At 57.4% G+C, this 25,869-nt stretch carries 25 protein-coding genes; 8 read left to right on the top strand and 17 right to left on the bottom strand.

The window, feature by feature from the left end; all coding sequences use genetic code 11:
* Nucleotides 1–237 precede the first annotated feature (237 nt).
* Nucleotides 238–777: an LPP20 family lipoprotein gene (locus tag ACNSOI_RS15945; RefSeq protein ID WP_061332971.1), complete on the top strand. Its 540-nt coding sequence runs from the start codon at nucleotides 238–240 to the stop codon at nucleotides 775–777.
* A gap of 33 nt (nucleotides 778–810) precedes the next feature.
* Nucleotides 811–2,013, top strand: coding sequence for a flagellar assembly protein T N-terminal domain-containing protein (locus ACNSOI_RS15940; protein ID WP_286251767.1), 1,203 nt, complete (start codon nucleotides 811–813; stop codon nucleotides 2,011–2,013).
* A gap of 2 nt (nucleotides 2,014–2,015) precedes the next feature.
* On the opposite strand, the gene ACNSOI_RS15935 is transcribed toward ACNSOI_RS15940, so the two are convergent.
* The 8 genes from ACNSOI_RS15935 to yegQ form a co-directional block, all read right to left on the bottom strand.
* A complete protein-coding gene (locus ACNSOI_RS15935; protein ID WP_058090504.1) occupies nucleotides 2,016–2,474 on the bottom strand; it encodes a SufE family protein in 459 nt (152 codons plus the stop codon).
* The gene (gene sufT / locus ACNSOI_RS15930) at nucleotides 2,471–3,013 is read right to left on the bottom strand and encodes a putative Fe-S cluster assembly protein SufT (RefSeq protein WP_152439009.1); all 543 of its coding nucleotides are present in this window, start codon (nucleotides 3,011–3,013) and stop codon (nucleotides 2,471–2,473) included. The genes ACNSOI_RS15935 and sufT overlap by 4 nt, the downstream gene beginning before the upstream one ends.
* Nucleotides 3,014–3,031: 18 nt before the next feature.
* The gene (locus tag ACNSOI_RS15925) at nucleotides 3,032–3,388 is read right to left on the bottom strand and encodes a HesB/IscA family protein (protein WP_061332969.1); all 357 of its coding nucleotides are present in this window, start codon (nucleotides 3,386–3,388) and stop codon (nucleotides 3,032–3,034) included.
* A 12-nt stretch (nucleotides 3,389–3,400) separates the two neighbouring features.
* The gene (locus ACNSOI_RS15920) at nucleotides 3,401–4,654 is read right to left on the bottom strand and encodes an aminotransferase class V-fold PLP-dependent enzyme (RefSeq protein WP_420194518.1); all 1,254 of its coding nucleotides are present in this window, start codon (nucleotides 4,652–4,654) and stop codon (nucleotides 3,401–3,403) included.
* 4 nt (nucleotides 4,655–4,658) lie between these two features.
* A complete protein-coding gene (gene sufD / locus ACNSOI_RS15915) occupies nucleotides 4,659–5,945 on the bottom strand; it encodes a Fe-S cluster assembly protein SufD (protein ID WP_072676365.1) in 1,287 nt (428 codons plus the stop codon).
* A 15-nt stretch (nucleotides 5,946–5,960) separates the two neighbouring features.
* Nucleotides 5,961–6,722 (bottom strand): Fe-S cluster assembly ATPase SufC, encoded by a 762-nt coding sequence (sufC, locus tag ACNSOI_RS15910; RefSeq protein WP_072676366.1) that lies wholly within the window; start codon nucleotides 6,720–6,722, stop codon nucleotides 5,961–5,963.
* Nucleotides 6,723–7,168: 446 nt separating this feature from the next.
* Complete coding sequence (gene sufB / locus ACNSOI_RS15905; protein ID WP_152439006.1) at nucleotides 7,169–8,617, bottom strand: Fe-S cluster assembly protein SufB; 1,449 nt, start codon at nucleotides 8,615–8,617, stop codon at nucleotides 7,169–7,171.
* A 498-nt stretch (nucleotides 8,618–9,115) separates the two neighbouring features.
* A complete protein-coding gene (yegQ, locus tag ACNSOI_RS15900) occupies nucleotides 9,116–10,438 on the bottom strand; it encodes a tRNA 5-hydroxyuridine modification protein YegQ (RefSeq protein ID WP_420194517.1) in 1,323 nt (440 codons plus the stop codon).
* 187 nt (nucleotides 10,439–10,625) lie between these two features.
* Here yegQ and ACNSOI_RS15895 point away from each other — a divergent pair, with 187 nt between their 5' ends.
* On the top strand, nucleotides 10,626–10,982 hold the full coding sequence (locus tag ACNSOI_RS15895) for a helix-turn-helix domain-containing protein (RefSeq protein ID WP_072676369.1): 357 nt from the start codon (nucleotides 10,626–10,628) through the stop codon (nucleotides 10,980–10,982).
* On the opposite strand, the gene fabB is transcribed toward ACNSOI_RS15895, so the two are convergent.
* From fabB to ACNSOI_RS15880, 3 genes are all read right to left on the bottom strand, one after another.
* Entirely contained in the window at nucleotides 10,983–12,194 is a 1,212-nt protein-coding gene (fabB, locus tag ACNSOI_RS15890; protein WP_152439004.1) for a beta-ketoacyl-ACP synthase I, read from the bottom strand.
* 11 nt (nucleotides 12,195–12,205) lie between these two features.
* Nucleotides 12,206–12,715, bottom strand: coding sequence for a bifunctional 3-hydroxydecanoyl-ACP dehydratase/trans-2-decenoyl-ACP isomerase (gene fabA, locus ACNSOI_RS15885; RefSeq protein WP_061332961.1), 510 nt, complete (start codon nucleotides 12,713–12,715; stop codon nucleotides 12,206–12,208).
* Between the two features lie 181 nt (nucleotides 12,716–12,896).
* Nucleotides 12,897–14,081: an NnrS family protein gene (locus tag ACNSOI_RS15880; protein ID WP_420194516.1), complete on the bottom strand. Its 1,185-nt coding sequence runs from the start codon at nucleotides 14,079–14,081 to the stop codon at nucleotides 12,897–12,899.
* Between the two features lie 125 nt (nucleotides 14,082–14,206).
* Between ACNSOI_RS15880 and ACNSOI_RS15875 the strand changes: the two genes are divergently transcribed.
* Nucleotides 14,207–14,584: a SirB2 family protein gene (locus ACNSOI_RS15875; protein ID WP_420194515.1), complete on the top strand. Its 378-nt coding sequence runs from the start codon at nucleotides 14,207–14,209 to the stop codon at nucleotides 14,582–14,584.
* A gap of 6 nt (nucleotides 14,585–14,590) precedes the next feature.
* Here the strand turns inward: ACNSOI_RS15875 and ACNSOI_RS15870 are convergent, their stop codons facing one another.
* Nucleotides 14,591–15,412 (bottom strand): ion transporter, encoded by an 822-nt coding sequence (locus ACNSOI_RS15870; protein WP_106694665.1) that lies wholly within the window; start codon nucleotides 15,410–15,412, stop codon nucleotides 14,591–14,593.
* 217 nt (nucleotides 15,413–15,629) lie between these two features.
* Between ACNSOI_RS15870 and ACNSOI_RS15865 the strand changes: the two genes are divergently transcribed.
* Complete coding sequence (locus tag ACNSOI_RS15865; RefSeq protein ID WP_374787459.1) at nucleotides 15,630–16,982, top strand: hypothetical protein; 1,353 nt, start codon at nucleotides 15,630–15,632, stop codon at nucleotides 16,980–16,982.
* Between the two features lie 27 nt (nucleotides 16,983–17,009).
* Here the strand turns inward: ACNSOI_RS15865 and ACNSOI_RS15860 are convergent, their stop codons facing one another.
* Together ACNSOI_RS15860 and ACNSOI_RS15855 are read right to left on the bottom strand one after the other, a co-directional pair.
* Nucleotides 17,010–17,468, bottom strand: coding sequence for an EVE domain-containing protein (locus ACNSOI_RS15860; RefSeq protein WP_420194514.1), 459 nt, complete (start codon nucleotides 17,466–17,468; stop codon nucleotides 17,010–17,012).
* A gap of 18 nt (nucleotides 17,469–17,486) precedes the next feature.
* On the bottom strand, nucleotides 17,487–18,842 hold the full coding sequence (locus tag ACNSOI_RS15855; protein ID WP_420194513.1) for an MFS transporter: 1,356 nt from the start codon (nucleotides 18,840–18,842) through the stop codon (nucleotides 17,487–17,489).
* Between the two features lie 275 nt (nucleotides 18,843–19,117).
* Here ACNSOI_RS15855 and ACNSOI_RS15850 point away from each other — a divergent pair, with 275 nt between their 5' ends.
* The gene (locus ACNSOI_RS15850) at nucleotides 19,118–19,579 is read left to right on the top strand and encodes a universal stress protein (RefSeq protein WP_061332956.1); all 462 of its coding nucleotides are present in this window, start codon (nucleotides 19,118–19,120) and stop codon (nucleotides 19,577–19,579) included.
* A gap of 48 nt (nucleotides 19,580–19,627) precedes the next feature.
* Nucleotides 19,628–21,133 (top strand): MFS transporter, encoded by a 1,506-nt coding sequence (locus tag ACNSOI_RS15845; protein WP_072676378.1) that lies wholly within the window; start codon nucleotides 19,628–19,630, stop codon nucleotides 21,131–21,133.
* A gap of 138 nt (nucleotides 21,134–21,271) precedes the next feature.
* Here ACNSOI_RS15845 and ACNSOI_RS15840 read toward each other — a convergent pair whose 3' ends face one another.
* Both ACNSOI_RS15840 and ACNSOI_RS15835 read right to left on the bottom strand, forming a co-directional pair.
* Complete coding sequence (locus ACNSOI_RS15840) at nucleotides 21,272–22,864, bottom strand: antiporter (RefSeq protein WP_420194512.1); 1,593 nt, start codon at nucleotides 22,862–22,864, stop codon at nucleotides 21,272–21,274.
* Nucleotides 22,865–23,136: 272 nt separating this feature from the next.
* On the bottom strand, nucleotides 23,137–24,249 hold the full coding sequence (locus tag ACNSOI_RS15835; RefSeq protein ID WP_420194511.1) for an NnrS family protein: 1,113 nt from the start codon (nucleotides 24,247–24,249) through the stop codon (nucleotides 23,137–23,139).
* Nucleotides 24,250–24,432: 183 nt separating this feature from the next.
* On the opposite strand from ACNSOI_RS15835, the gene ACNSOI_RS15830 reads away from it, so the two are divergent.
* Complete coding sequence (locus ACNSOI_RS15830) at nucleotides 24,433–24,996, top strand: YIP1 family protein (protein WP_138435437.1); 564 nt, start codon at nucleotides 24,433–24,435, stop codon at nucleotides 24,994–24,996.
* A 28-nt stretch (nucleotides 24,997–25,024) separates the two neighbouring features.
* Here the strand turns inward: ACNSOI_RS15830 and trhA are convergent, their stop codons facing one another.
* A complete protein-coding gene (trhA, locus tag ACNSOI_RS15825; RefSeq protein ID WP_420194510.1) occupies nucleotides 25,025–25,702 on the bottom strand; it encodes a PAQR family membrane homeostasis protein TrhA in 678 nt (225 codons plus the stop codon).
* Nucleotides 25,703–25,869: the final 167 nt, after the last annotated feature.

The following is a 25,869-nucleotide window of genomic DNA, read 5'->3' as shown; positions in this document are numbered from 1 at the left end:
AGTTGTTATATGCAGGTACAAACAATTAAGTACTTGAAAGGTTAGACGAGTTTAATCCGTGAAGCAGCTCACAACGGGTAACGGTTTGTTCCCGAACTGTAAACGAAGGCAGACTGTTGCCGCTTTCCCAAGGGAGAGAGATCGTTGATTTTGAAAAAGCAAGTAACATCATTGGGTTGCTGATGCTGGCGTGATTTTTTCATGGATACTGCAAAAGTGTTTTCCGGAGACAAGATAATGACACTGCGATGGACTCTCGTGCCTGTTCTGGTTTTTACATTGGCAGCCTGCGCGCCGGTGGGCAGCTATCAGAACAGCTCGCAGGATACCCGTACCGAATTTGAACCCATCACCGTTCGGGTCAGTGGTTTTGGCACCTACCAGGATGTTCGTGAGGACCGCATAAATCCTCGAAAGCGGTTGATGGCCAGGCGTGCTTCGCAGCTGGATGCCTATCGGAACCTGGCTGAGCGGGTATACGGTACGGTGATTTACGGCAGCTCCACGGTGAATGATTTTGTCGTTAACAATGACAACTTCCGCACCTATGTAGACAGTTATATACGCGGTGCACGGATGGTGGCGGTGAACGAGCACAGCGATGGTGTGATTGAGACAGTGATGGAGCTCAAGCTGGAACCAAGGTTTCGCGAGTGCGTTTCACGGGTGGTGGATGATCAGGTTCGGGATCAATGCATGATCCCCATGCCGCGTCAGAACGACCGGGTAGGGGATGTGGAAACCCGGCGCACCCAGTCACTCTATTATCTGGATTAATCCGCTGATGCCTTGGCGGAATGCGGGAGAAGTATGAAAGCCATTGTTCTATTGTTGCTGTGGGCCTGCTCGGGCGTGGTCAGTGCTGCCGTGCTTGAGGGGGTGGGCCATGCCAATATCCGGGAGAACAATCTGGACCAGGCCCGCGCCGAGGCCCGGCAGGCGGCCATGCGTGATCTCGCCTTGCAGTATGAGGCCAGCGTAAGCACCCAGGATACGCTTGAAAACGGTGAGCTGACCCAGTCCCGAACGCGGCTTTCGGCCACCGCCCAGTTACGTAACGCCACCATCGTGGATGAATACCGCAGCGGCAACCTTTTGCGGGTGGTGGTGCGGGCCGAGATGGCGGATGCTTCCGGTACCGAAAGCTGTAAGGCCGGGGAAGCCTCCGGGCTGCGCAAGCGAGTTGCGGTGACAGGATTTCCGATTGTCCGGCCACAGCAGGGAGGTAACCCGGGGCTTGATGATGCCGGCGAGAAACTGCCGCAGGCACTGATTGCCCGCCTGCAGTCCCAGGGCAGAATGCAGGTGTTGGGCTCTACCTCGTTGCAACTTTTCAGCGATTTGCCAGACGCCCCGACCTCGCGCCAGAATCTGGCGGCGAATCATCTGACCAATGTGGTCCAACTGGCCCGGGAGCTCGGCGCGCAGTTTGTGGTGTCTGGCGTCATCAGGGATATCGGTGTGGCTGACCCTAATGCCTGGGGCAGTTCCATCGTGAACCGAATGCAGCGGGGGATCGGGCTGGTGGATACCAGTCGCCGGTTTGAAGCAGAAGTGATGGTGTTCGATGGCTTCAGCGGTTCCCCGGTGTTTCGTCAGCGCTTTGAAACCTCTGCTCGCTGGGATCCGAAAGGCGCAGGCACTGGTGGCTTTGCTTCGGCCGGCTTTGAAAAATCGGAGTGGGGGCAGGCGGTGACTGGCGTGATTGATGATATGGCTGTAGCCGTTAACAGTGCGTTGGCGTGCCAACCGTTCATGGCCCGGGTGACCCGTGTGGAGAGCAATCGTGTGACCCTGGCTTCCGGCGCGACAGCCGGATTGCGGCCGGGCGACGAGCTCAATATCTACCGTAGTCAGCGTTATTTCGATTCACTGGATGGTACACCCGAGCTGACGGATGCGAAGGTGTCCATTACCCTGGATAACGTCCACCCGGATTTCAGCACCGGTCGCCTGCCGGTGACCGGTGGCCAGGCGAATATCCAGAGGGACGATATTGCTATAATCTGGTGAGATCAGGCGGCTTCGGCCGCCGCGATGTCCCGGATCTTCCCGACCATAGCCCGCAGGCCGTTACCCCGTGTCGGGGAGATATGGCGGAACAGATCCAGCTGTTCGAACAGTTCATCTATGTCGGTGGCCAGCAATTCCCGGGGTGTCTTGCCGTTCAGGGCTACCAGAATAATGGCCGCCAGACCGCGCACGATGATGGCGTCTGAGTCGATCAGCAGGAACAGTTTGCCGCTGTCCTCGTCGTGATGGTGAACCAGCCACACCTGGCTCTGGCAGCCATGCACATAATTCTCTTCTGTCCGCTCGTCATCCGGGAACGCCGGCAACTGTTTGCCCAGGTCCACGATGTAGGCGTAGCGCTCTTCCCAGTCGTCCAGAAACTCAAAGGCATCCAGAACGTCTTCCAGGGTGGTTTTTACCCCCAGAGGGTTGTCGAGAAATTGTTCCTTGCTGGCGGTCATAGCATTCCCAGTTCGAGTTTGGCTTCGTCGGTGAGCATATCGTTGTTCCAGGGCGGATCAAAGGTGAGCTCTACCGTTACCTTGTCGACATTGGGGACATGCTCCACCTTGGTTTGCACATCGTTGGTGATGACGGGGCCCATGCCGCAGCCAGCGGCGGTGAGGGTCATGGTGATGTGAATGTGGTTGCCGTCTTCGGTGCCGTTCTCGATTTTGCAGTTGTAGATCAGGCCCAGGTCCACCACGTTCACCGGGATTTCCGGGTCGTAGCAGTTGCGCAAGGCTTCCCACACCTGGTTTTCGTTGATGGTGCCGTCTTCCGGGGTCTCAAAGCTGCTTTCCAGGGGCTGTTTGCCCAAGGCGTCTGCGTCGTGACCTTCAATGCGAGCCAGGTTGCCGTTCACCGCGACGGTAAAGGTGCCACCGAGGGACTGAGTGATGGTCACGAAGGTGTCCGACGGAATCATGATTTCCGTACCGGAAGGCACCAGCCGGGCCTCCACTTCGCGCTTGGTTAGAACAACTTCCCGTTCTTGCATGCTCTGTAAGACCTCTGTTTATGCCACCGTAAAACTCTCACCACAACCACACTCCGCTGTCGCGTTGGGGTTGCGGAAGCGGAACAGGGAGTTCACGCCCTCGGTAACAAAGTCGATTTCAATGCCGTTTACCAGGGGCAGGTGTTCCTGTTTTACGAATACATCCACGCCGTCGATGGTAAAAATACGGTCGTCGGATTCCGGGGTTTCCACCCACTGGGTTTCATACTTGAAGCCGGAGCAGCCACTCTTTTTGATGGCCAGGCGAATGCCCTTGGCTTCCGGTTTTTTATCCAGTTGTTTGCGAACGTGTTTGACCGCCGTCGGAGTCATGGTCACGTTCACATCATTTGGGGTGAAGACTTCGGCTGACATGTTTCCACCTCCTCAGGCAAACAGGCGCTGGATCTTTTGCAGGCCGGTAAACAGTTTCTCGACCTCTTCCAGCGTATTGTAGAACGCAAATGAAGCCCGGGCTGTACCGGGTACTCCGTAGAAATCCATCAATGGCATCGCGCAGTGGTGACCCGTGCGGATGGCAATGCCTTGCTGGTCCAGCAGGGTGCCGATGTCGCTTGGGTGCAGGCCGGCAATCTTGAAGGACATTACCGGTACTTTCTGCCTCGCGGTGCCGATAATCTCCATGCCCGGAACCATCTCTACCAGCTCGTTGGCACGGATAAGCAGGGCATTTTCTGCCGCTTCCATGGCCTGGCGGTCCAGCCTGTCCAGGTAGTCTATCGCAGCCGCGAGGCCGACGGCTTCGGCAATTGCCGGGGTGCCAGCTTCAAACTTGTAGGGCAGAACGTTCCAGGTGGTGCGCTCGAACGACACCCGCTCAATCATCTCGCCTCCACCCTGATAGGGAGGCATTTCTTCCAGCAGTTCTGCACGGCCATACAGCACACCGATGCCGGTGGGGCCGAACAGTTTGTGGGATGAAAACACGTAGAAATCGCAACCCAGCGCCTGCACATCCGGCTTGAAGTGGGGCACGGCCTGGGCGCCGTCAATCAGTGTGATCACGCCCTGTTTCTTCGCCTGTTCGATCAGTGGCGCCACCGGGTTTACTGTGCCCAGCACGTTGGACACGTGGGTAAGGGCCAATACTCGGGTGCGCTCGTTCAGCAGGCTGTTGAATGAATCAAGGTCAAGCTCGCCTTCGGGGGTAACCTGCACAGGGACCACTTTGGCGCCGGTGCGCTCGGCGATCATCTGCCACGGCACGATGTTGGCGTGGTGTTCCATATGACTGACCAGGATCTCATCGCCGGCTTTCAGGCGCGGAGCCAGGCCGTTGGCCACCAGGTTGATGGCCTCCGTGGTGCCCCGGGTCCAGATGATTTCTTTGGTGCTGGGAGCGTTCAGGAAGTGTCGCACGATTTCCCGGGCGCCTTCGAAAGCCGTTGTGGCGCGGTCCCCCAGGGTATGGGCGCCACGGTGCACGTTCGAGTGCATTTCCCTGTAGTAACGATCCATGGCATCCAACACCGCCTGCGGCTTCTGGGCCGAAGCGCCGTTGTCCAGATACACCAGCGGCTTCCCGTTGATTTCCTGTGCCAGGATCGGGAAGTCTCGGCGGATGGCTTCTACATCAAACGCCAGGGAGTTGGTGTTCTTTACCACGGACAGGTCAGTCATGCCCTCAGGCCTCCTGAAAGGTTTGCTCAAAGAAATCGTTGAGCCGCGCCTGGGCAGTTTCGCGCACGGCTTCCACCGGAATCTGCTGCACCAGCTCATTGATAAACGCCATGGTCAACAACACGTTGGCCTGCCGGCGGCCAATGCCGCGGGATACCAGATAGAACACCGAGGTTTCATCCAGCTGGCCAATGGTGGCGCCGTGTGCGCACTTGACGTCGTCCGCATAGATCTCCAGTTCCGGCTTTGTATCGATCTCTGCACCGTTAGACAGCAGCAGGTTTTTGTTGTTCATATCCGCGTTGGACTTCTGGGCGTCCTGGTGGATATGAATCCGGCCGTTGAAGATAGCGTGGGATTGGTCCGCAGCAATATTGCGGTAGGTCTCTTCGCTGTTGCAGTGGGCAGCCACATGGTCAATGGATGTGTGGTTGTCGTAATGCTGTTTGCCTTGGGTAACCACCACACCATTAAGCTTGGTTTCGGCCCCTTCACCTTCCAGGCGAACCTGCAGGTCGTGCCGACGCAGTGGGCCGCCGAAGCCCACGCAGTGGCTTTCGAACCGGGAGCTGCGTTGCTGCAGAACGCCGGTAGCGCCAATGTGCTGAACGTTTTCGCCTTCCATGTTCAGGCGAATGCTGGTGATGTTGGCGCCATCGGCCAGGTTGAATTCGGTAACGGTGTTAACCAGGGCGCTTGCGTCACCACTGGAAATGTATTCTTCCACCAGCGTCATCTGGCTGTTGGCGCCGGCTTCCACGTAGATGCGCGGATAGGCCGAACCACTGGCATCAGCGGTGGTTTCATGGATCACAAACAGCGGCTGGTCGAGCACGGCACCCGGCTTCAGGCGAATCAACAGGCCGTCCTCAAAACGGGCGCCGTTCACGCGGGCAAACTGCGCCTGATCGTGGTCCAGGGTGCTGCCTAATTGCAGTGACACCGCCTTGGCATCGTCTTCATCCAGGTCACTGAAACTCTGGATGATTATGCCGTTCAGGTCCGGATACTCACTGGCTTCCGGGATCATTACACCGTTATTGAAAACAACCTTGTAACCCGGCACCGCGAGGCTGTTGCCGCCTTTGCCTTCAGCGGGCAACGAGATGGCCATATCGTCGGCCAGCTTCAGGTACTTGCTGGAATACTTCCAGTTCTCGGTTTTTCGGGTCGGCAGTGGCATGTCCACCAGTGCGCTGGCCCGTTGTTTACGCAGCGCCAGCAACGGCTCCGGCAAAGATTGCCCGGCCGGGTGCAGGAAGGCGCTGGAAAGCGTGGGTACTGATTTCATTCCGCGACCTCCTGATCAGTTGCTGGTGTCTTCGTCTTTGATGCCCAGCCAGCCGTAACCTTTCTCTTCCAGTTCCAGGGCGAGCTCACGGCCGCCGGACTTGATGATCTTGCCGCCGGCCAGCACGTGCACGTAGTCGGGCACAATGTGGTTCAGCAGGCGCTGGTAGTGGGTCACCATCAAAATGGCGCGATCTTCTGAGCGTAGGGCGTTAACACCATCGGACACCACTTTCAGGGCGTCGATGTCCAGGCCGGAGTCGGTTTCGTCCAGAATGGCCAGTTTCGGCTGCAGCAGCAGCGCCTGCATGATTTCGTTGCGCTTTTTCTCGCCACCGGAGAAGCCTTCGTTCACGCCGCGCTTCAGGAAAGCCGGGTCCAGGTCTACCTGCTTGGAGACTTCCTTCGCCAGCTTCATGAACTCGGCAGCGTTCATTTCTTCTTCGCCCCGGTGCTTGCGCATGGCGTTTACGGCGGTGCGCAGGAACTGAAGGTTGCTTACGCCGGGGATTTCCACCGGGTACTGGAATGCCAGGAAGATGCCTTCGCGGGCGCGTTCTTCGGTTTCCAGGTCCAGCAGGTTGTCGCCATTGAGGGTGACTTCGCCGCTGGTAACTTCAAATGCGTCGTTGCCTGCCAGAACCTGTGACAGGGTACTCTTACCGGAACCGTTCGGGCCCATAATGGCGTGAACTTCCCCGGCTTTGATCTCCAGGTTGATGCCTTTGAGGATTTCTTTGCCCTCAACGGAGGCGTGCAGGTTTTTGATGCTCAGCATTTGTACGCTTCTCTCTTTTTAACTGTCTGAATTCTTTGCCCCACCCTCTCACGGTAGCCCTGACCATGGGTGAGTCAGCCGTTGGGCAGGCCCTTCCGGGATACGCTGTGAATACGTCCCTGGCAGATTAATGCTCCTGCCAAATCTGCATTCCCGCCATCCCTGGCGGTCATCGCTCGTCAAAATCATCCATGATTTTGACGATCCCGGAAGGGCTTGCCCGAGGGCTTCCGCGAAACTTGTTTATTTGCCGTCCTACCTAACTTCAACTGCTTTAATTGTCGTAGTGCCCGCCTGATGTCTGCGGCAGCGAGCCGGGTGGTACTTTCCGGGACCCTCAAAAACATGGATGTTTTTGCGGAGCGTACAGGGACGTATTCACAGCGTGTCCCGGAAAGTACCACCCGGCTTGCTGACCCCCACCAAGGCCAGCGGGGCCATAAAGATTAGCCCACAGAACCCTCAAGACTGACTTCCAGAAGCTTGCCGGCTTCCACCGCAAACTCCATCGGCAGCTCTTTGAACACTTCCTTACAGAAGCCGTTCACGATCATGGACACTGCCTGCTCCGGGTCGATACCACGCTGACGGCACAGGAACATCTGCTCGTCGCTGACCTTGGAGGTGGTGGCTTCGTGTTCCACGATGGCCGATTTGTTCTTGCTTTCGATGTACGGGAAGGTGTGGGCGCCACAGCGGTCGCCGATCAGCAGCGAGTCGCACTGGGTAAAGTTACGGGCACCTTCTGCACCCGGGCCGAATTTCACCAGGCCGCGGTAGGCGTTGGAGCTGCGGCCGGCGGAAATGCCCTTGGAGATGATGGTGCTCTTGGTGTTCTTGCCAAGGTGGATCATCTTGGTGCCGGTGTCGGCCTGCTGGTAGTTGTGGGTGAGGGCGACGGAGTAGAACTCGCCGACGCTGTTCTCACCACGCAGCACACAGCTCGGGTATTTCCAGGTGATGGCAGAGCCGGTTTCTACCTGGGTCCAGGAGATCTTGGAGTTTTTGCCGATGCAGGCGCCGCGCTTGGTGACGAAGTTGTAGATGCCGCCTTTGCCGTTTTCGTCGCCCGGGTACCAGTTCTGTACGGTGGAGTATTTAATCTGGGCGTCGTCCAGGGCGACCAGTTCCACCACTGCTGCGTGCAGCTGGTTCTCATCCCGCATGGGGGCGGTGCAGCCTTCCAGGTAGCTCACGTAGCTGCCTTCTTCGGCGATGATCAGGGTGCGTTCGAACTGACCGGTGTTGGCGGCGTTGATCCGGAAGTAGGTAGACAGTTCCATGGGGCAGCGAACGCCCTTCGGGATGTACACGAAGGAGCCATCGGAGAACACGGCGGAGTTGAGGGCGGCGAAGTAGTTGTCGCCAGCCGGGACAACGCTGCCCAGGTATTTTTTCACCAGTTCCGGGTATTTCTGCACCGCTTCGGAGATGGGGCAGAAGATCACGCCGGCTTTTTCCAGCGGTTCTTTGAAGGTGGTGGCTACTGAGACGGAATCGAACACGGCATCAACCGCAACGCCGGCCAGCTTGGCCCGTTCGTGCAGGGGGATGCCCAGTTTTTCGTAGGTGCGCAGCAGCTCCGGATCAACGTCGTCCAGGCTCTGGGGCATGTCTTCTTTTTTCTTGGGCGCGGAATAATAGGAGATGGAATCGTAGTCCACTTTCGGGAAATCTACGTGGGCCCATTCCGGCTCGTCCATTTCCAGCCAGCGACGATAGGCTTTCAGGCGCCATTCGAGCATGAATTCCGGTTCCTGTTTGATTTCAGACAGGCGGCGGATTACATCTTCATTGAGGCCGGGTTCGAAGGTGTCGGATTCAATTTCAGTGACGAATCCGTGCTCGTATTCCCGTTTGATCAGCTCTTTCACCTCGTTGTCGGTGGTCGCCATGATCGTCGCTCCGTAATTCTCTCATCTTGGGCATGGTGCCCTGTGTTTCGCCGAGCATACCTTTGGCTGGGTGGTGTCGGCGGATGTCATCTGTTTGCTGGCGTTGCAGTGGTCGCTCGTGTCCTTGAGTACGCCCTGCAATCGGTTTTTGGATGAAGGGGTGGGCTTCTTTGGCCGTTTTCCCGTTGCTTCTGGCGAGCGATTATACAATACCAGAGTAATTTAGTCAGGTATTAAATCGGTTGTGTAGGGATTATACCTTAATCGGCCCTCGGGGCACTAAGGGGGCGGTTATTGCCTTGATAGACTTTGGTGCTGGAGAGTGGCGCTGCTGGCCTGCTTTTGTGGTGCAGGGCGTCGGGCGGGTAGGGCCTCCCAAAACACGCTGTGAATACGTCCTTGTACGCTCTGCTCCGCCATCCCTGGCTCCGCAAGGTTTTGGGAGGCCCTACCCGCCCGACTCCGTCGACATTATTCGGATCGCCACTACGCTTACCTTTAACTCGCTGGGCTATCAGGGAAAATCTTGGTCAGGTAAGTGAAGTCCAGCTTCTCCGGCAAGTTATCTGGCCTGGGGATTTTAACGATGTGGCCGCTACCCGGGGCGTAGTCCATGGTTTCGCCGTGGCGGTTTTCCATGGTGTTGGCGCTGAAGCGCAGGTTGCCGGCCGGGGTGATGAGTTCGAGTTGGTCGCCGGGGGCGAATTTGTTTTTGACGTCGATGGTGAGCCATCGGTCATCCGCATCGGTAATGGTGCCTACCACCTGCTGGGTGCCGAGGTAGGAGGAGCCCTGTTCGTAGGTCTGGTATTCCTGGGGTGCGTGGCGGCGGAGGAAGCCTTCGGTGTAGCCGCGGTTCGAGAGGGCTTCGAGTTCGTTCATCATGTGCATGTCGAAAGGTTTGCCGGCGAGGGCGTCGTTGATGGCCTGGCGGTAGACCTGGGTGGTGCGGGCCACGTAGTAGGTGCTTTTGGTTCGGCCTTCGATTTTCAGGGAGTGGACGCCCATGTTGACCAGTTCGGCGACGTGCTGGACGGCGCGGAGGTCTTTGGAGTTCATGATGTAGGTGCCGTGTTCATCCTCGTAGGCGGGGATGAAGCCGCCGGGGCGGTTGGGTTCTTCCAGGAGGATTTCTTTGGGTTCGTATGTTTCCACGGCGTTGGCGGAGGTGGCGATCAGGTCGCCGGTCTGGTCGTGGCTGTGTTGTACCGGTTTGTAGTTCCAGCGGCAGGCGTTGGTGCAGGCGCCCTGGTTGGCGTCGCGGTGGTTCATGTAGCCGGACAGCAGGCAGCGGCCGGAGTAGGCCATGCATAACGCGCCGTGTACGAAGACTTCGAGTTCCATTTCGGGGACTTTTTCACGGATTTCGCGGATTTCGTTCAGGGCCAGTTCCCGGGACAGGATGACCCGGTTGATGCCCTGGCGGCGCCAGAATTCGACGGTGGCCCAGTTGACGGCGTTGGCCTGGACTGAAAGATGGATCGGTTGGTCCGGCCAGTGTTCCCGCACCAGCATGATCAGGCCCGGGTCGGACATGATCAGGGCGTCGGGCTTATGTTCCAGCACTGGCGCCAGGTCTCGCAGGTAGCTGCGTACCTTGTCGTTGTGGGGGGCAATGTTGGAGACCAGATAGAACTGTTTGCCCAGTTCTTGAGCCCGTTCAATGCCCGCGCCAAGGGCTGCAATGTCTTTGAAACTGTTGTTCCTTACTCTCAGCGAGTACCGTGGTTGGCCGGCATAGACGGCATCGGCGCCGTACGCGAAAGCGGTTTCAAGGTGTTCGGGGGTGCCGGCAGGCGCGAGCAGTTCCGGGGTGGTCATGGGGGCTCCGGGTGGTTCTGGTAATCAGTGGTTGCAGGAAGGGCATCATGAAAAATGTGGATTTTGCCCCAAACTGAGTGCAGCGCCATTGATCTTGCTCAAAGGTCGTATTGATTGATCTCGGCTAACATGTGTACGCTGACAAACTTTCACAGTGGATTAAAACAGAATGGCAGGGGGAATTGGCATGGCATCGGAGCCTCTGGGGCCTGAGGTTTCAAAGCGTTCGTTGAGTAATCGGGTCAGTGTGCTGATCCGGCTTCAGTTGGCGCGTGGCAAGGTGGGTGTGGAGACGGTGGCAGGGCAGCTGAATATGAGCCGCTACACGTTGCACAAGAAGCTGCGGCAAGAGGGGTTGACGTTTGCGTCGCTGCTGGAGCAGGTGCGCCGTGAGCAGGCCATTACCTACATGAAAGATAAAACCAAGCCGCTGGTGGAGATTGCCGAACAGCTTGGTTTCTCGGAACTCAGCGCATTCAGCCGGGCGTTCAAGCGCTGGATGGGCACTCCGCCGGCTGAATATCGCTCGCTCAGGCTGTCCTGATCAGACTTTTTTGAAGATCAGGGTGGCGTTGGTGCCGCCAAAGCCGAAGCTGTTACTCATCACCAGGTCCAGATTCTGGTTGTCCTGGCGTTCCCGGACGATGGGGTAGCCTTCGGCGCCTTCGTCCAGGTTCTGGATGTTGGCAGACGGAGCAATAAAGCCTTCCCGTTGCATGATCAGGGTGTAGATGGCTTCGTGCACGCCAGCGGCACCCAGGGCATGGCCACACAGGGGTTTGGTGGAGCTCAGTGGCGGAATCTTGTCACCAAAGGTGTCCTTCAGGGCTTTCAGCTCGGTGATGTCACCGGCCGGGGTGCTGGTACCGTGGGTGTTGATGTATTTGATCTCACCGCCGGCCTGCGCCATGGCCTGCTTCATGCAGCGAACCGCACCTTCACCGCTCGGGGCGACCATGTCGGCGCCGTCTGAGGTGGCGCCAAAGCCAACCAGTTCCGCCAGGATGGTGGCGCCGCGGGCTTCTGCGTGCTCCAGGGATTCCAGTACCAAGGCACCGCCACCGCCGGAAATAACGAAGCCGTCGCGGTCCGCATCGTAGGTGCGTGAGGCCTGTTCCGGTGTGTCGTTGTACTTGGTGGATAGCGCGCCCATGGCGTCGAACATCAGGCTCAGAGTCCAGTGAATGTCCTCACCACCACCAGCCAGCATGACTTCCTGACGGCCCAGGGCGATTTGATCTGCCGCGTGGCCAATGCAGTGGGCACTGGTGGCGCAGGCAGAGGTGATGCCGTAGTTGATGCCGGTAATACCGAACGCGGTGGTAATGGATGCGTTGATCGCGCTACCCATGGTGCGGGGCACCCGATAAGGGCCAACCCGGCGAATGCCTTTGTCGCGATGGGTGTCGATGGCGTCCAGAAGCTCCACGGTGGAGGCGCCGCCAGTACCAAATACCGCACCGGTGCTGTTGGCACGAATCTGTTCGTCGGTCAGGCCTGCCTGTTCGATGGCTTCTTTGGCTGACAGGTAGCAGTAGCCAGCCGCCGGCGACATGAAGCGCCAGATCTTGCGGTCGATCAGTTCCGACAGGTTGAGGTCGATCTTGCCCGCAACGTGGCTGCGCAAGCCGTTGTCCCTGGCCTCTTCGCTGAAGGCGATGCCGGAGCGGGATTCCCGAAGGGACTGGGCTACTTCTTTCTGGTTGGTTCCGAGGCTGGAGACAATCCCCATGCCGGTTACAACAACGCGACGCATCGTGCTAACTCCTAAAAGTCATCAGTAGATGTGAACAGGCCAACCCGAAGGTCTTTGGCGGTGTAGATTTCCCGGCCGTCGACTTCCATACGGGCATCCGCAATTGCCATGGTCAGCTTACGGCGGATGAGGCGTTTGATGTCCAGGCGGTAAGTAACCTTTTTGTTGGTCGGCAACACCTGGCCAAAGAATTTCACTTCGCCGGCACCCAGGGCGCGGCCTTTGCCTTCGCCACCGGTCCAGGCCAGAAAGAACCCCACCAGCTGCCACATGGCGTCCAGGCCCAGGCAGCCGGGCATCACCGGGTCGCCCTGAAAATGCACTTTGAAGAACCAGAGGTCCGGGTTGATGTCCAGTTCGGCCACCAGGCTGCCTTTGCCGAATTCACCGTCGTCTGCCGCAATGTGGGTGATGCGGTCTACCATCAGCATCTCATCGATGGGCAGGCGCATGTCGCCCGGGAACAACTCGCCGTGACCGCAGCGGATCAGGTCTTCTTTGTCAAAGTGATCAGGATACATATTGCCTGTGTCTCTGTTGCAGAATCATTTCTTCTACTTTAGCGCCTATCGCCAGAAGAGCTATTGACCTTTAGTGGATGATGGTCGGCGTGAAGTTCCCCCAGGTTCGTAAATAATTTAAGAAGCAGGCCCGGGACGGAGGCCCGGGCCTGCTTTTGTTGTTTGGTGAGGATTGCCGGAATTAACCTTCGCGACCGTCGGCCCTGGGGCTTGCCAGTACACCGGTGTAGCGAATCAGGAAGATAGCGTAGGCGATCACCCACAGCGCGGTACTGGTGCCGATGCCCGGGTGCCAGGGAATGACATCGAAAGCCGTGATAACTCGAATAACCGCCGCCAGTTGAACCGCCACAAAAGCCAGAACCATGCCTTTGGGTAAAATCAGTGGGCGGCCGGTGTGACCCAGGGAGACCCGGGCGATCACGCCCAGAATCAGGCAGCCAACGGCGCCGGTACCCGCGGCGTGGGTCCAGGCATTGCTTGGCCAGCCTGCCAGCAAAGAACCAGCGAGTAACAGCAAGGCCACCGGTACCCAGAGAATGGACAGGTGCAGTATCCACAACAAGGGTTCACTGCGCACCAGCCAGCCTTTCCAGTTTGCCAGGCGAACCAGCATCAGCACGGCAGCCACCACCGCCAGTATGGCGGTTACCGTTTGCCACCCGGTAACCAGCGAAACCATCAACAGGATCATGGAGAACACCGCCGCCATATCCAGGGCCGGAATCATTTTGACGGCCTCGGCGTTGCCTCCTCTCTGGCGCAGCCAGCCGGCGGAAAAGGCTGGTGTGATGCGCCCGCCAATGATGCTGATCAGGGCCATGGCCATGATCAGTGCGCCATAGCTGAAGGCCATATCCAGCCGGGTTACGAAGCCGATCTGCATCAGCCAGAGCAGCCCCAGTACTACCAGAATCATCACCTGCCGTTTCTGCCGGGCTTTCCATACGCGCCAGCCGGCATCGATCATCACCAGTGGCAGGAAGGCGAGGTTAACGCCCTGTACCAGCCACTCCGGCAGGTTGCCGCCAAAGGCCAGGAGCAGGCGGCCAGCCAGCCAGACGCCCCAAAGCCCTGCCAGAAGCGCTCCGTGGGTTCGGTCGGTTTGGGTCCAGACACACACGGCGGTCAGCAAGAAGCCAGCAATGGCAGCAGACAGGAAACCGAACAGCATTTCATGCTGATGCCAGAACAGGCCCGGCATGGCCAGGGGCAGTCGTACCGTACCGGTCACTTCCAGCACCCAAAGGGGGATGGCGACAATAGCCAGTACGGTCATAGACAGAAAGAAAATCCGGAACGGGTAACTGAAGAGCTGGCTGACGCTGGCGGAGGCGCGCTCAGGAGAGGTTGGAATGGACTGCATAACTAATCTCCCAAATACATGTATATGCAGTATATGTTAAAGCTGATGAGGTTGAGAAACCATACCTGCTTGGGGGTATTTTGCGTACAATGCAGGCATCATTTTGATTAGGAAAGGAATGTTCTATGAGTGCCTACGTATTGCTGAAGATGCTGCACATGGCCACCGCCTACCTGACGATTATTCTGTTCGCCCTGCGGTTGGTTCTTGATGCGGCGGGTCGACCGGGCTGGCGTCAAACTCCGTTGCGTTTCATTCCGCACATCAACGACACCATTTTGCTGGTGTCTGCCATCTCCCTGTTGTTTGTGGTTGGTTACATCCACGCCATGCCGGGCTGGCTGATCGCCAAGATCGTGCTGCTGATTGGTTACATCATTGCCGGCGTGTTTGCCTTGAAAACCACCGTGGCCAAGCCGGTGCGGATTGTCGCTTCTGTTGTGGCCCTGGCCCAGGTGCTCGCCATTCTCCACCTGGCCATGGCCAAACCGTTCTTCGGCTAAAACGCCTTATTTCCTCTCGCTGATCTGCCTGGTCAGTTCCTGGAGCTGTTGTTGGACAGCCTGGAGCTGGCGGGCGATTTCGTCTCGCTCGTCGTGGGCTTTCTCGGCTTCCTTGGCATTCTGTTCTTCGCCCATCACTTCCAGTATTGCCCCGATCATCATGTTCAGAAACACAAACGCCGTCAGGAATATGAAGGTGAGGTAGTAAATCCAGCTTAATGGATACACCTCCATGGTGTCGTACATCACGTCTGTCCAGTCTTCAAAGGTGGCTACCCGGAACAGGGTTAGCATGGCAATGGACACATCCCCCCACAGGAACTCGTCAATATCGGCAAAGAACATGGAGCCCATGGCCGCATAGATGTAAAAGATGATGAACATCAGCAGGGCGATGTAGCCCATGCGGGGGATGGCTTTGAGCAAAGAATTGATCAAAAAGCGCAGCTCAGGCACCACTGAAACCAGTCGCAGCACCCGGAACACTCGCAGCAGGCGGCCCAGCAGCACCGCTTCGGCGTTATCCAGCGGAATCAGGCTGCCGATCACCACCAGGGTATCAAACAGGTTCCAGCCATCGAACAGGAAGCGTTTTTTGTTCTGACAGACGCCAAAGCGGAACAGGATCTCCACCAGGAAGAACAGGGTGATGGCATTGTCCAGCACGCTCAGGCTTCGCTCCACCAGTGGCGGGACATCGTAGGTTTTGGCACCGATGGTCAGCGCTGAAAGGATAATGATGGCAATCACCGCGCCCTGAAAGAGTTTGCTGGACTCAATGCGGCGCAGTTGTTCAAAACCGGAAACAGGGCTTAGTTCGGAGGACATGGCAGACAAAGACTCCAGAAAATTCGCGAGGAGCCGGATTCTAAAGCGCTGAGAGGGTATTGGGTAGCCTGAATGTTGATCAGCAATGGCATGTGGGGGGATGCGTGCATTTTATAAACAGTGCTTATTTCACATGATCAGAATTATTCATTCGTGCTATGAGGAAAGGGTTTCCATAATCAGGTGACTCACAACAAATACAAGAGAGTGACTTCCCATGGCAGAAAGACCTGAGTTAGCCGGCTGGCGCTGGGGCCCGTTTACCTTCCGCGTGCCGTTCTACCATACCCGGTTATGCTGGTCGGAGTTTCTGCAGGGGCTCTTTGTCTCTGCGGCGACCGGCCTGGCTTTGATACCGGTGATGACAGCCTTCTTCGGTTTGAGTTTTGAGGAGGCGGTTGCGCTTTCCATGATTCACGCTTCGTTGATTGCTTCGGCAGTCATCGTTTTCGGCGAACCCTACGCCGGCGGTTGGATTACGCCTGCCTTGCCGTTAATTCTTGCATTTGTGATTGGTGGCTACGACGACCCGGTCAGCCGGTTTCAGGCCATGACCGCGCTGAGCCTGGTGTTTGCCGCTCTGGTTCTGATGTTGGGCATTACCGGGTTGGGTCGGCGATTCATCATCTGGCTGCCGGATACCTTGAAAGCAGGCATTATTCTGGGTGCGTCCATCGCCGCACTCAAACGGGTGTTCGTGGATGATGCCGAACGTTTCCTGCTGGAGCAGCCGATTGCTACTGGCCTGGCTTGTGCCATTTGCCTGATTTTCACCTTCTCGGTGCCGATGCAAAAACTGAAGGCGCGAAGCCGGTTCTTCTTCATCCTGGGTGCGCTGGGGCTGTTGCCGGGCTTTCTGGCAGCCGCGATTATCGGGCCGCTGGTGGGTGAGGTGAGCTTTGATATCCAGTGGGGCTTTGTGGTGCCGCCTTTGGGAGAGGCACTGGCCAAGGCATCGCCGCTGGTGAATGGCTGGCCGTCACAAGAGATGATCATCCAGAGTATTCCGCTGGCCCTGATTGCCTACATCATCCTGTTCGGTGACCTGGTCACCGGTAACGAAGTACTGCGGGAAGGCCTGAAAGTCCGCAAGGACGAGCACATTGACATTAACCTCAACCGTACTCACTTCTCCCTGTCGATTCGCAACGCCATTATGGGCATTGTGGCGCCGTTCTTCCCGACTCAGGGTGCTGTGTGGACCGGGGTGCACGTTATCGTGGTCCAGCGATGGAAGCAGGGCCCCAAGTCCATGAACAGCCTGCACAGTGGGCTGGCGTCTTATTACCTGATGGGGCTGCCGTTCATTTACTTCCTGTTGCCATTACTGACCGGGCTCAAGCCCCTGTTGGGTGTGGCGCTGTCCCTGACGCTGGTGCTCACCGGCTTCGCCTGTGCTTACATTGCCATGTCGATCCCGAGGGATAACGCCTCACGGGGTACCGTAGTGCTGATTGGCGCGGCCCTGGCGTTCTTTGAGCCCTGGCAAGGCCTGCTTCTGGGTGTTGTGGCTACCCTGGCATTGGTGGGCTGGGACAGAAGCCCGGACCCAATTCCTCACGACGAGTGAGGAACGGCCATTCACTGCAACAGGTGGCTACGCCACCTGTTGCAGAATGATCTGCCACTCCTCATCACTGACCGGCATGACCGACAATCTGCTGCCTTTCTTCACCAGCGGCAGGTTGTCGAGCCCCGGCAGGTCTTTCAGTTCATCCAGTGGGATCAGGCGCGGTAGTTTACGCTCAAAGGCCATATCCACTGCCTTCCAGCGGGGTTTCTCCTGCGTGCTTTTGCTGTCGTGGTAGGGCGATTTCGGGTCAAACTGACTGGGGTCTGGGTAAGCGCTCCGGGTGATGGTCACGATGCCGGCAATACCAATGTGCTTGCAGCTGGAGTGATAGATAAACACCTCATCACCTTCTGCCATCTGTGCCATGAAATTGCGTGCCTGGTAGTTCCGAACGCCATCCCACGGAATGCTGCCGCCGGACTTGGCAGCAAAGTCGTCAATACTGCATTCTGAAGGTTCCGTTTTTACCAGCCACTTGGCCATGGGCAAGGTCTCTCGTTGTCAGGGCTGCTGTGGCGGCTTCACCAGTGGTGTTTCCTGGTGCTGCCGGCTGAGTGGGTAGAACAGTTGCGGCGATGCCAGTTCCGGCAGGTCTGTGCGTTCTTCATGGGCGGCCCACTCGGCCCTCTCGGCCTTGCGGATGGCATAGTGCATCCAGGCCAGGGCTGTTGCAACAATGATGAACATCAGCATGAAACTGCTCTGCCAGATGCCGGTTATGTCGTTCAACACACCGAACGCCAGCGGCAGCAGGAAGCCGCCAATCCCGCCTATCATACCGACCACGCCACCAACCGCGCCAACGTGCATAGGGTAGTACACCGGGATGTGTTTATACACAGCCGCCTTGCCTAAAGACATGAAGAAACCGAGCACAAAGGTCAGCACAACGAACACCGCCAGAGTGATCTCGAAACTGAAGCGGATGTCGCCCTCGATGCCGTGGATAACGTACTCCGTTGGCGGGTAGCTGAGCAGGAAGGTGCATATCACTGAGGCCGTGAAGGTCCAGTACATCACCCGGCGGGCGCCGTAGCGGTCAGATAGCCAGCCGCCGAGGATGCGGAACAGGGAGGCGGGCACCGTGTACATGGCAGCAATCATGCCGGCGGTCTGGATGTTCAGCCCATAAACGCCAATCAGGTAGTGGGGCAGCCAGAGCGCAAGCGCGACAAAGGCGCCAAATACAAAGAAGTAGTAGAGCGCGAAACGCCAGACCCTGAGCTCTTTCAACGGTGCCATCTGTTCAGCAAAGGATTTTTGCTCGGCATTGGCCCGTGCCTGGGCCAGCGGATCCGTTTTTGCGAACACAATAAAAAACACACCCATCAGCGCCAGTACCAGGGCGTAGATCTGGGCGGTTTTTTCCCAGCCGAAGGCAACCAGTAAGAAAGGCGCACCAAAGTTGGTAACCGCCGACCCCACATTACCCGCACCGAATATGCCCAGTGCCGTGCCTTGCCTGGAGGACTCGAACCAGGCAGCGGTGTAGGCGACCCCCACGATAAACGCGCCGCCGGCGAGGCCCACGCCCAGGGCGCCGAGCAGCATCATCGGGTAGGTGGTGGCAAAGGTGAGCAGGTAAACACAGGCCGCTGTTGTCAGCATCAAAATGCCGAATACCCAGCGCCCACCGTAACGGTCTGTCCAGATGCCCAGAAAAAGACGGCTGATAGAGCCGGTCAGAATCGGGGTGGCCATCAGCAGGCCAAGCTGGGTGTCAGTCAGGCCCAGCTCTTCGCTGATACGGATGCCGATGATGGAGAAGATGGTCCAGACCGCAAAGCAGAGGGTGAACGCAAAGGTGGATAAACCCAGCGCCCGGTACTGGTCTTTGGGTGTCGGAGTGGTGGTCATGGCCGCTCTCGAACGGTGTGAATGGCTTCAGGTAAACGATATCAAATATGTTGGTTTGGCTTCTGGTGCATTGGAGGTACCTCCTGCTGGGTGCAGTGGTGGTACGGGTTCCGGGGCTATAACGCGGAAGGGGATAGCTGCGGGGTTTCTCTGGTGGGGTACCCGCAGAGCCTCTTGATGTACGTCAATTATGGGGCCCGCGCGCTGTGGGGTAATGCTGAGGAAAGTCAAAGTCTTGCCGGGTGCCGCCGGCAGCAAATGCCTCGGAGAACCCCATGAACATCATGATTGCCTACGATGGTTCCAGAAACGCCAGGCTGGCCCTGGCCCAGACCATCACCATGTTTCGCGCACTGTCCCCCAGGCTGACTCTGGTGGCGGTGGCAGAAAATCCCCGGGATATCACATCCAGTAACGAAGACCTGTTCCAGGAAGAGGTGAGTGAGCTCAAGGGCCACCTCAAGGAGGCCCTGGAAGTATGCCAGAGCCAGGGCGTGGAAGCAGAAACCATGCTGCTGGATGGCGATGCCCGCAAGATGCTGCTGTTCGCCGCCGAGAAAAAAGTACGGCCGGACATGCTGGTGCTGGCCCGCCACAGCCATGAACCCGACGGCGGCTTTATCGCCCGCTCCCTGACCTATTTCGTGGACGAACTGGACTACATGACCTTCGGCAGCGTCAGCTCCTTCCTGGCTCGCCGTGTCCAGTGCCCACTCCTGATTCTACCCAGCCGCTGAAGTGGCTGGGATTATTTTTCCCCTTGTTGCTAGCCCCGGAGGCTCAAAATGAAAGTCGCTGACGTCTTCCGCGTCCGCAATCCGGAGATCAGGGCCCTGCACCTGACCTGGATTGCATTCTTCATTACCTTTTATGTCTGGTTCAACATGGCGCCCCTGGCATCCAGTATGCTCAAAAGCGTCGACTGGCTGACCAAAGACGACCTGCGCCTGTTTGCCATCTGTAACGTCGCGTTGACGATTCCGGCCCGGATCATCGTCGGCATGGCGCTGGACCGCTTTGGGCCGCGCCGGGTGTTCTCGGTGCTGATGGTGTTGATGGCCATTCCTGCCCTGGTGTTTGCCTTCGGTAACACCATGGCTCAGCTGCTGATCAGTCGTCTGGTGCTGAGCTCTATCGGTGCCAGCTTTGTGGTGGGTATCCACATGACTGCCATGTGGTTCAAGCCCAAAGACATCGGCTTTGCCGAAGGCTTTTACGCCGGCTGGGGTAACTTCGGTTCTGCGGCGGCGGCGATGTCTCTGCCGACCATCGCCATCACCATGTACGGTGGCGATGATGGCTGGCGCTGGGCGATTGCCCAGAGTGCCATTGTGATGGCCGGTTACGGCATCTGGTATTGGTTTGCCATTACCGATGGTCCGGAAGGCACCGTGCACCGCAAGCCCCGCAAGGCGTCTGCCATGGAAGTCAGTAGCTGGGGAGACCTGGTTAAACTGATCCTGTGGACTATTCCACTGATCGGCGTGCTGGCCATCCTGGTGTGGCGCATCCAGAACCTGGGCTACCTGAGCCCCATGGGTGCCGCTATCTGCTACGCCGTGATCTTCGCCATTGTTTGCTATCAGATCATTCAGATTCTGCGGGTTAACATTCCGATCCTGAAAAAAGGTGTTCCGGAAGACGATAAATACCCGTTCAGCAGCGTGGCTGCCCTGAACAGTACCTACTTCGCTAACTTCGGTGCCGAGCTGGCGGTGGTCTCCATGCTGCCAATGTTCTTCGAGGAAACCTGGAGCCTGAGTGCGACGGCCGCTGGCCTGATTGCTGCCTCATTTGCCTTCGTAAACCTGCTGGCTCGCCCGATGGGTGGTTTGGTGTCTGACCGTATGGGCAATCGGCGGTTTGTCATGCTCAGCTATATGTTTGGTATTGGTCTGGGCTTTGCCTTGATGGGGTTGCTCAACTCCAACTGGCCGCTGATTATCGCTGTGGGAATCACCGTATTCACCTCCTTCTTCGTACAGGGTGCAGAGGGCGCCACCTTCGGTATCATTCCGTCCATCAAGCGCCGCCTGACGGGGCAGATTTCTGGTATGGCCGGGGCCTACGGTAACGTTGGGGCGGTGGTCTACCTGACCATCTTCACCTTCGTGACACCGTCTCAGTTTTTCTTCATTATCTCTGCCGGGGCGTTCATCAGCTGGGTGCTGTGTATCCTCTGGCTGAAGGAGCCTGAGAGCGCGTTTTCTGATGAGTACCATGTGTCTTCTGTGGACCTTCAGATTGAAGAGGAAGAGCGCCAGAGAGCGGCACTGCTTGGGGCAAAGTAACGCCTTAAAACTGGAGCAAGCCAAGCCCGCCACGGAGCAATCCTGGCGGGCTTTTTTGGTGCGCCCGGCATGGGCGCACCAAAAAAGCCGGCCCTTGTGGGGCCGGCAAGCAGAGGTCTAACGCGTTGGTTGGTGCAATTACGGGTTCTTGATGTAGGCGTTCTTGCGCAGGTAGAACCACCAGTTAACCACCAGGCATACGGCATAGAACACGGCGAAACCGTACATGGCGACTTCGGGTGTGCCGGCCTTGATTTGCTGACCCATTACAATCGGAGCGATGAACGCACCATAGGCGGCAACCGCTGAGGTCCAGCCCAGAACCGGGCCCTTCTGCTGCTGATTGAAGATAAAGCCAATGCTGCGGAAGGTAGAACCATTACCGATGCCGGAGGCGGCAAACAGCAGAATGAACAGGCCCAGAAACAGCGGGAAGTAAGCGTTGGGATCCGTTGAGTTGTAAGCCAGCATCATCACATAGCCGGTAGCAACGGACGCGACCACCATGATCACAGAGATGATCTGGGTAACAATAGAACCGCCCATCTTGTCAGAAATCCAGCCGCCAACCGGTCGAATCAAAGCGCCAACAAATGGGCCCATCCAGGCCCAGGTCAGGGCGCTGGGACCGTCAGGATTGCTTACCCGGGTAACCGTGCCGTCGGCCGCCACTTCCATCATGTTACCGAAAATAATGCTGATCGACAGCGGTAAGGCCGCTGAGAAGCCGATGAATGAGCCGAAGGTCAGGATGTACAGCACGGTCATGGACCAGGTGTGCTTGTTGCTGAAAATGGCAAACTGGTTTTTGATGTTGGGCTTGATGTCGCCCGGGATCAGACGCAGAAGCACAACAGTGAGGACGATGGTTAGAGGCAACGCGACCCACATGCTCATGATGGACAGTGCCCAGACGCCAACGATGGACGTCAGGATGCCAACGCCATACAACCCGAGAATCTTGCCGAACGCTGAAATGGGTGAGCCGGGATTCGGTGTGACGACTTTCAGGTTGTTCATGCCAAACCAGCCGGCAAAGGCGAGCGGGATCAGGAAGACCAGCCAGATGAAGCCCGCGTTCTGAATCCAGGTTTCGGTACCTGCCTCAATACGGCCGATCAGGGTGCCGCTGGCGCTTTGAAGTTCCAGTGGGCCGCCGGCGAGGGCGCCGAAGACGCCAACCGTCATTACCAGCGGAATCAGGATTTGCATAGTGGTTACGCCGAAGTTACCCAGGCCGGCATTCATGCCCAGGCCATAGCCTTGCTTGCTCTTCGGGTAAAACGAGCTGATGTTACTCATGGAGCAGGCAAAGTTACCGCCACCAATGCCGGATAGCAGTGCCAGCGCCTGGAAGACGATGAACGGAGTGTCTGGATTCATCAGGGCGACACCGGTACCGAAAGCCGGAATCATCAGCAATGCGGTGGTCAGGAAAATGGTGTTACGGCCGCCGGCGATCTTGATCATGAATGAGGCGGGAATACGCAGGGTAGCCCCTGCCAGACCGGCCACTGCCGTTAACTGGAAAAGCTGATCGGTGGAGAAAGAAAAGCCCAGGTTGGCCATCTGCGTGGTGATCATGCCCCACATCAGCCAGATGGCGAAGCCCATCAAAAGGCTGGGAATGGAGATCCACAGGTTACGGGAGGCGACTTTCTTGCCTTCCCGTTCCCAGAATTCCTCGTTTTCGACATCCCAGTGTTCAATGTCTGCGTTGGTTTTTGCCATGGTGTTTGCTCCTTGGTGACAACATGCCGGAGCCACGGTCGTCGTGGTTTACGGGCGATGCGCCTATTGTGCAAACGAAGGCGTGGAACCATTCTTGATAAATGTCAGGGAAAATATGCCGCGCGAGTGCTTTGAAAATCGCCCCTGTGTTGATGATGTTTGGGCCCTCTATAAATTTATTAAAAACAGAGGGTTGGGGTGGTAGTACTTCATCGGTGGTAGGCCCGGAGGCAATTGGTGCAGTAGAGGTAGCCAATCATTTCCAGGCCTTGTCAGGCGTGGTTTGCCTTGTGTTTACTGCGTTGGAATAGCATCAGTAACTGATAAGCCAAACCGGAAAAAGCCAGGGCCCAGACGCCGCTGGCCAGCCACAGCAAAACCGGGTGACCATAGGGCGCGTCGCCGGTGAGATAGCGGCTGATGGCGGCGAGTGCCATGGCACCCGCCAGCGCCAGTACCTGCCAGGCTGGGGGGAAGGTACGGCATGCCCGTTGCCAGGCCAGCCTCAGCATGACGCTGCCAGACAGGGTGCCCAGGGCGCCAACGGTGATCAGGTGCAGGGCTGGAACTAATGAACGTCCAGCAAGCAGGTGTGCCCCGGTAACGCCGGCCCCCACGGCCAGCCAGAGGTAGCCGAGAGCCAGTATCAGAAGATCCGGCCTGCCGGTGCAGTGCCAGAGCTTCCACCGGACAGTTCGGACAAGGATCAGCACAGAGGCCAGCAACAGCAGGGCGCCGGAAACCGGCCGGGTGCCCGGAAACGGCAGGCAAACCATGGCCACGGGGAGCACGATCAGCAAAGCGCCTTCAATCTTTGGCTGGACCCTGGCTTCCAGAGGAATGCCCTGTTTCTCCAGCGTGCCAGCCACCGCCGGCGCGATGATTCGGCCCCCCATGAATGTCATCAGCAACAGCAGGCCCAGAATGGCGACTTCCATCAGGCTTCTTTGGTTCAGCGCCACTGGCATCCACTCAGCCAAGGCATAGGCCAATGCCAGCAGGCACAGAGCCAGAATCAGTGGTCCGGCCATTTTGTTGCGCCATTTCTTGGCAGCCTGAAAGCGCGGCACTACCTGCCAGGCCAGCAACAGGGCAAAGGCCGGGCTAAGCAGCTGGCTGACCAGCCACTCTGGAACAAGCAGCCAGCTGAGCCGGGCAGCCAGCCAGAGACCGAACAGCGGCGCGAGTATTCTCCAGGGTTGCGGGCCGAGGGTATAACCGGCAATCAAAGCCAGGGCAAAGCCAAAAATCAGTTCGTGCCCATGGCCGGCGCCCAACAGGCCCGGTGGCCAGCCGGTTCCGGACAAGACTGAAAAAAGCGACAGCGGTACAACCAGGGCTGCCCATAATGCGGCAGCGGGAAAGAAAAGCCAGAAAGCATGCATTGGCTTGTGTCTTTGAGAAGCATTCATGCGGTGGGCGTCTAGTGGGTGTTGGAGAACGGTTGTGCCGGTAGCTTAACCTTGGTTGGCACTTCTGGAAGATGATCCAGGTCATGAGCCTGACTATGCCCGGCGAGGATTGGGGTATTAAATGTTATTAAAATCGTTCAGGACATGAGGGGTGCCATGAACATAACCCAGCTTCTGAGTTTGCCATTCTCCGGTAACGGAGTTTGGCAGGATTTGAAACGAATGGACCTGTCTGTGCCTTTTCTGGCGTGGGTAATTGTTGTTCCGATGTCGTTTTTGCCCCCGGTGTTGCTGTACTACGCCGGTACCCATTATGGCGACAGCTTCATCAGTGGATTTGCCGAAAAAGAGTGGCGCTTTATTACAACGATTCTGTTTTTGGCGGAGTTGCTCACCTTTTTCGTGATGGGGTGGTTGATCCGGTCGGTTCTTCATGGCCACAAGCTTGATATCGAGTATCAGGATGCGTACCTGCTTGCCGCCATAGCGCCTTTGCCTCTGTGGTTGTCTTCACTGGCACTACTGGTGCCAGTGTTGGCGGTCAGCGTTGTGGCGGTGATGGCTGGATTGTTCTTGTCCTGTGCCTTGGTCTATCAGGGCGTGCGCTCGTTGTGCCATCGTGGCGACAATGATGTGGTCACCATGTCGGCGACTTACACGATCATGGCGGCATCTGTTTTGGCCTGGGGAATTCTGATGGCACTCGTCTGGGCATTCTGATAGATGGTGCCACCGCAGCTGGATCAACTCAGACTGTATGAGGCAGAACACCGAAATAGATGGCGCTGAAATGGCAGGCACTGCCGCCGATGACAAACAGGTGCCAGATGGCGTGCATGTAGGGAATACGGTCAGCCAGATAGAACGCCACGCCGGCGGTGTAGACAATGCCCCCGGCAATGGTCAGATACAGCGCGGTCTGGCTGAGATTGGCAACCAGATCGGATGAGGCGAAGATGATCAGCCAGCCCATGGCCACGTAAATGCCCACCCTGGCCAGCTTGAATCGGTTCTTGAAGATTACTTTCAGCACCACCCCGGTCAGCGCCAGGGACCAGATGACTGCAAATAAAGTCCAGCCGGTGGTGCCGCGCAGATTGACCAGAAGGAAAGGTGTGTAGGTGCCAGCGATCAACAGAAAGATGGCGCAGTGATCCAGGGTTTTGAATGCGGTTTTCAGTTTTGGATGGCGGGTGCCGTGGTAAAGCGCAGAGGCCATATACAGCAGAATCAGGGAGGCCCCGAACACGCTGAAGCTGACAATCTTCCAGACATCCCCCATCTGGCTGGCACCGACTATCAGGGCGACCGTTCCGATAACGCTGAGAACAGCGCCAAGGCCGTGGGTAGCGCTGTTAATCCATTCCTCGATGCGGTTGTGGAGGGATTCTGCGGTGGTCTGGGCCTGGTTCATCGGGATGTTCATCTGCGGTTGTCTGTACGAACGGAAAGTATAATGCAGCTCAGCGTACACGTGTACGCAAATAAATGCCATGAACATCCTGTGACCATGTTCAGAAAAACTGAATGACCTGTCGGAAATCTTCCGTTTTAACCATTTGCCCCGGCCCGTTACGCTGTGATCATTCATAG

The organism is Marinobacter sp. GH_1 (assembly GCF_048595985.1).
Lineage (GTDB): Bacteria > Pseudomonadota > Gammaproteobacteria > Pseudomonadales > Oleiphilaceae > Marinobacter > Marinobacter shengliensis.
Note: the sequence above shows the minus strand (reverse complement) of the source record. Positions and strands in the feature narration are given on the sequence as shown.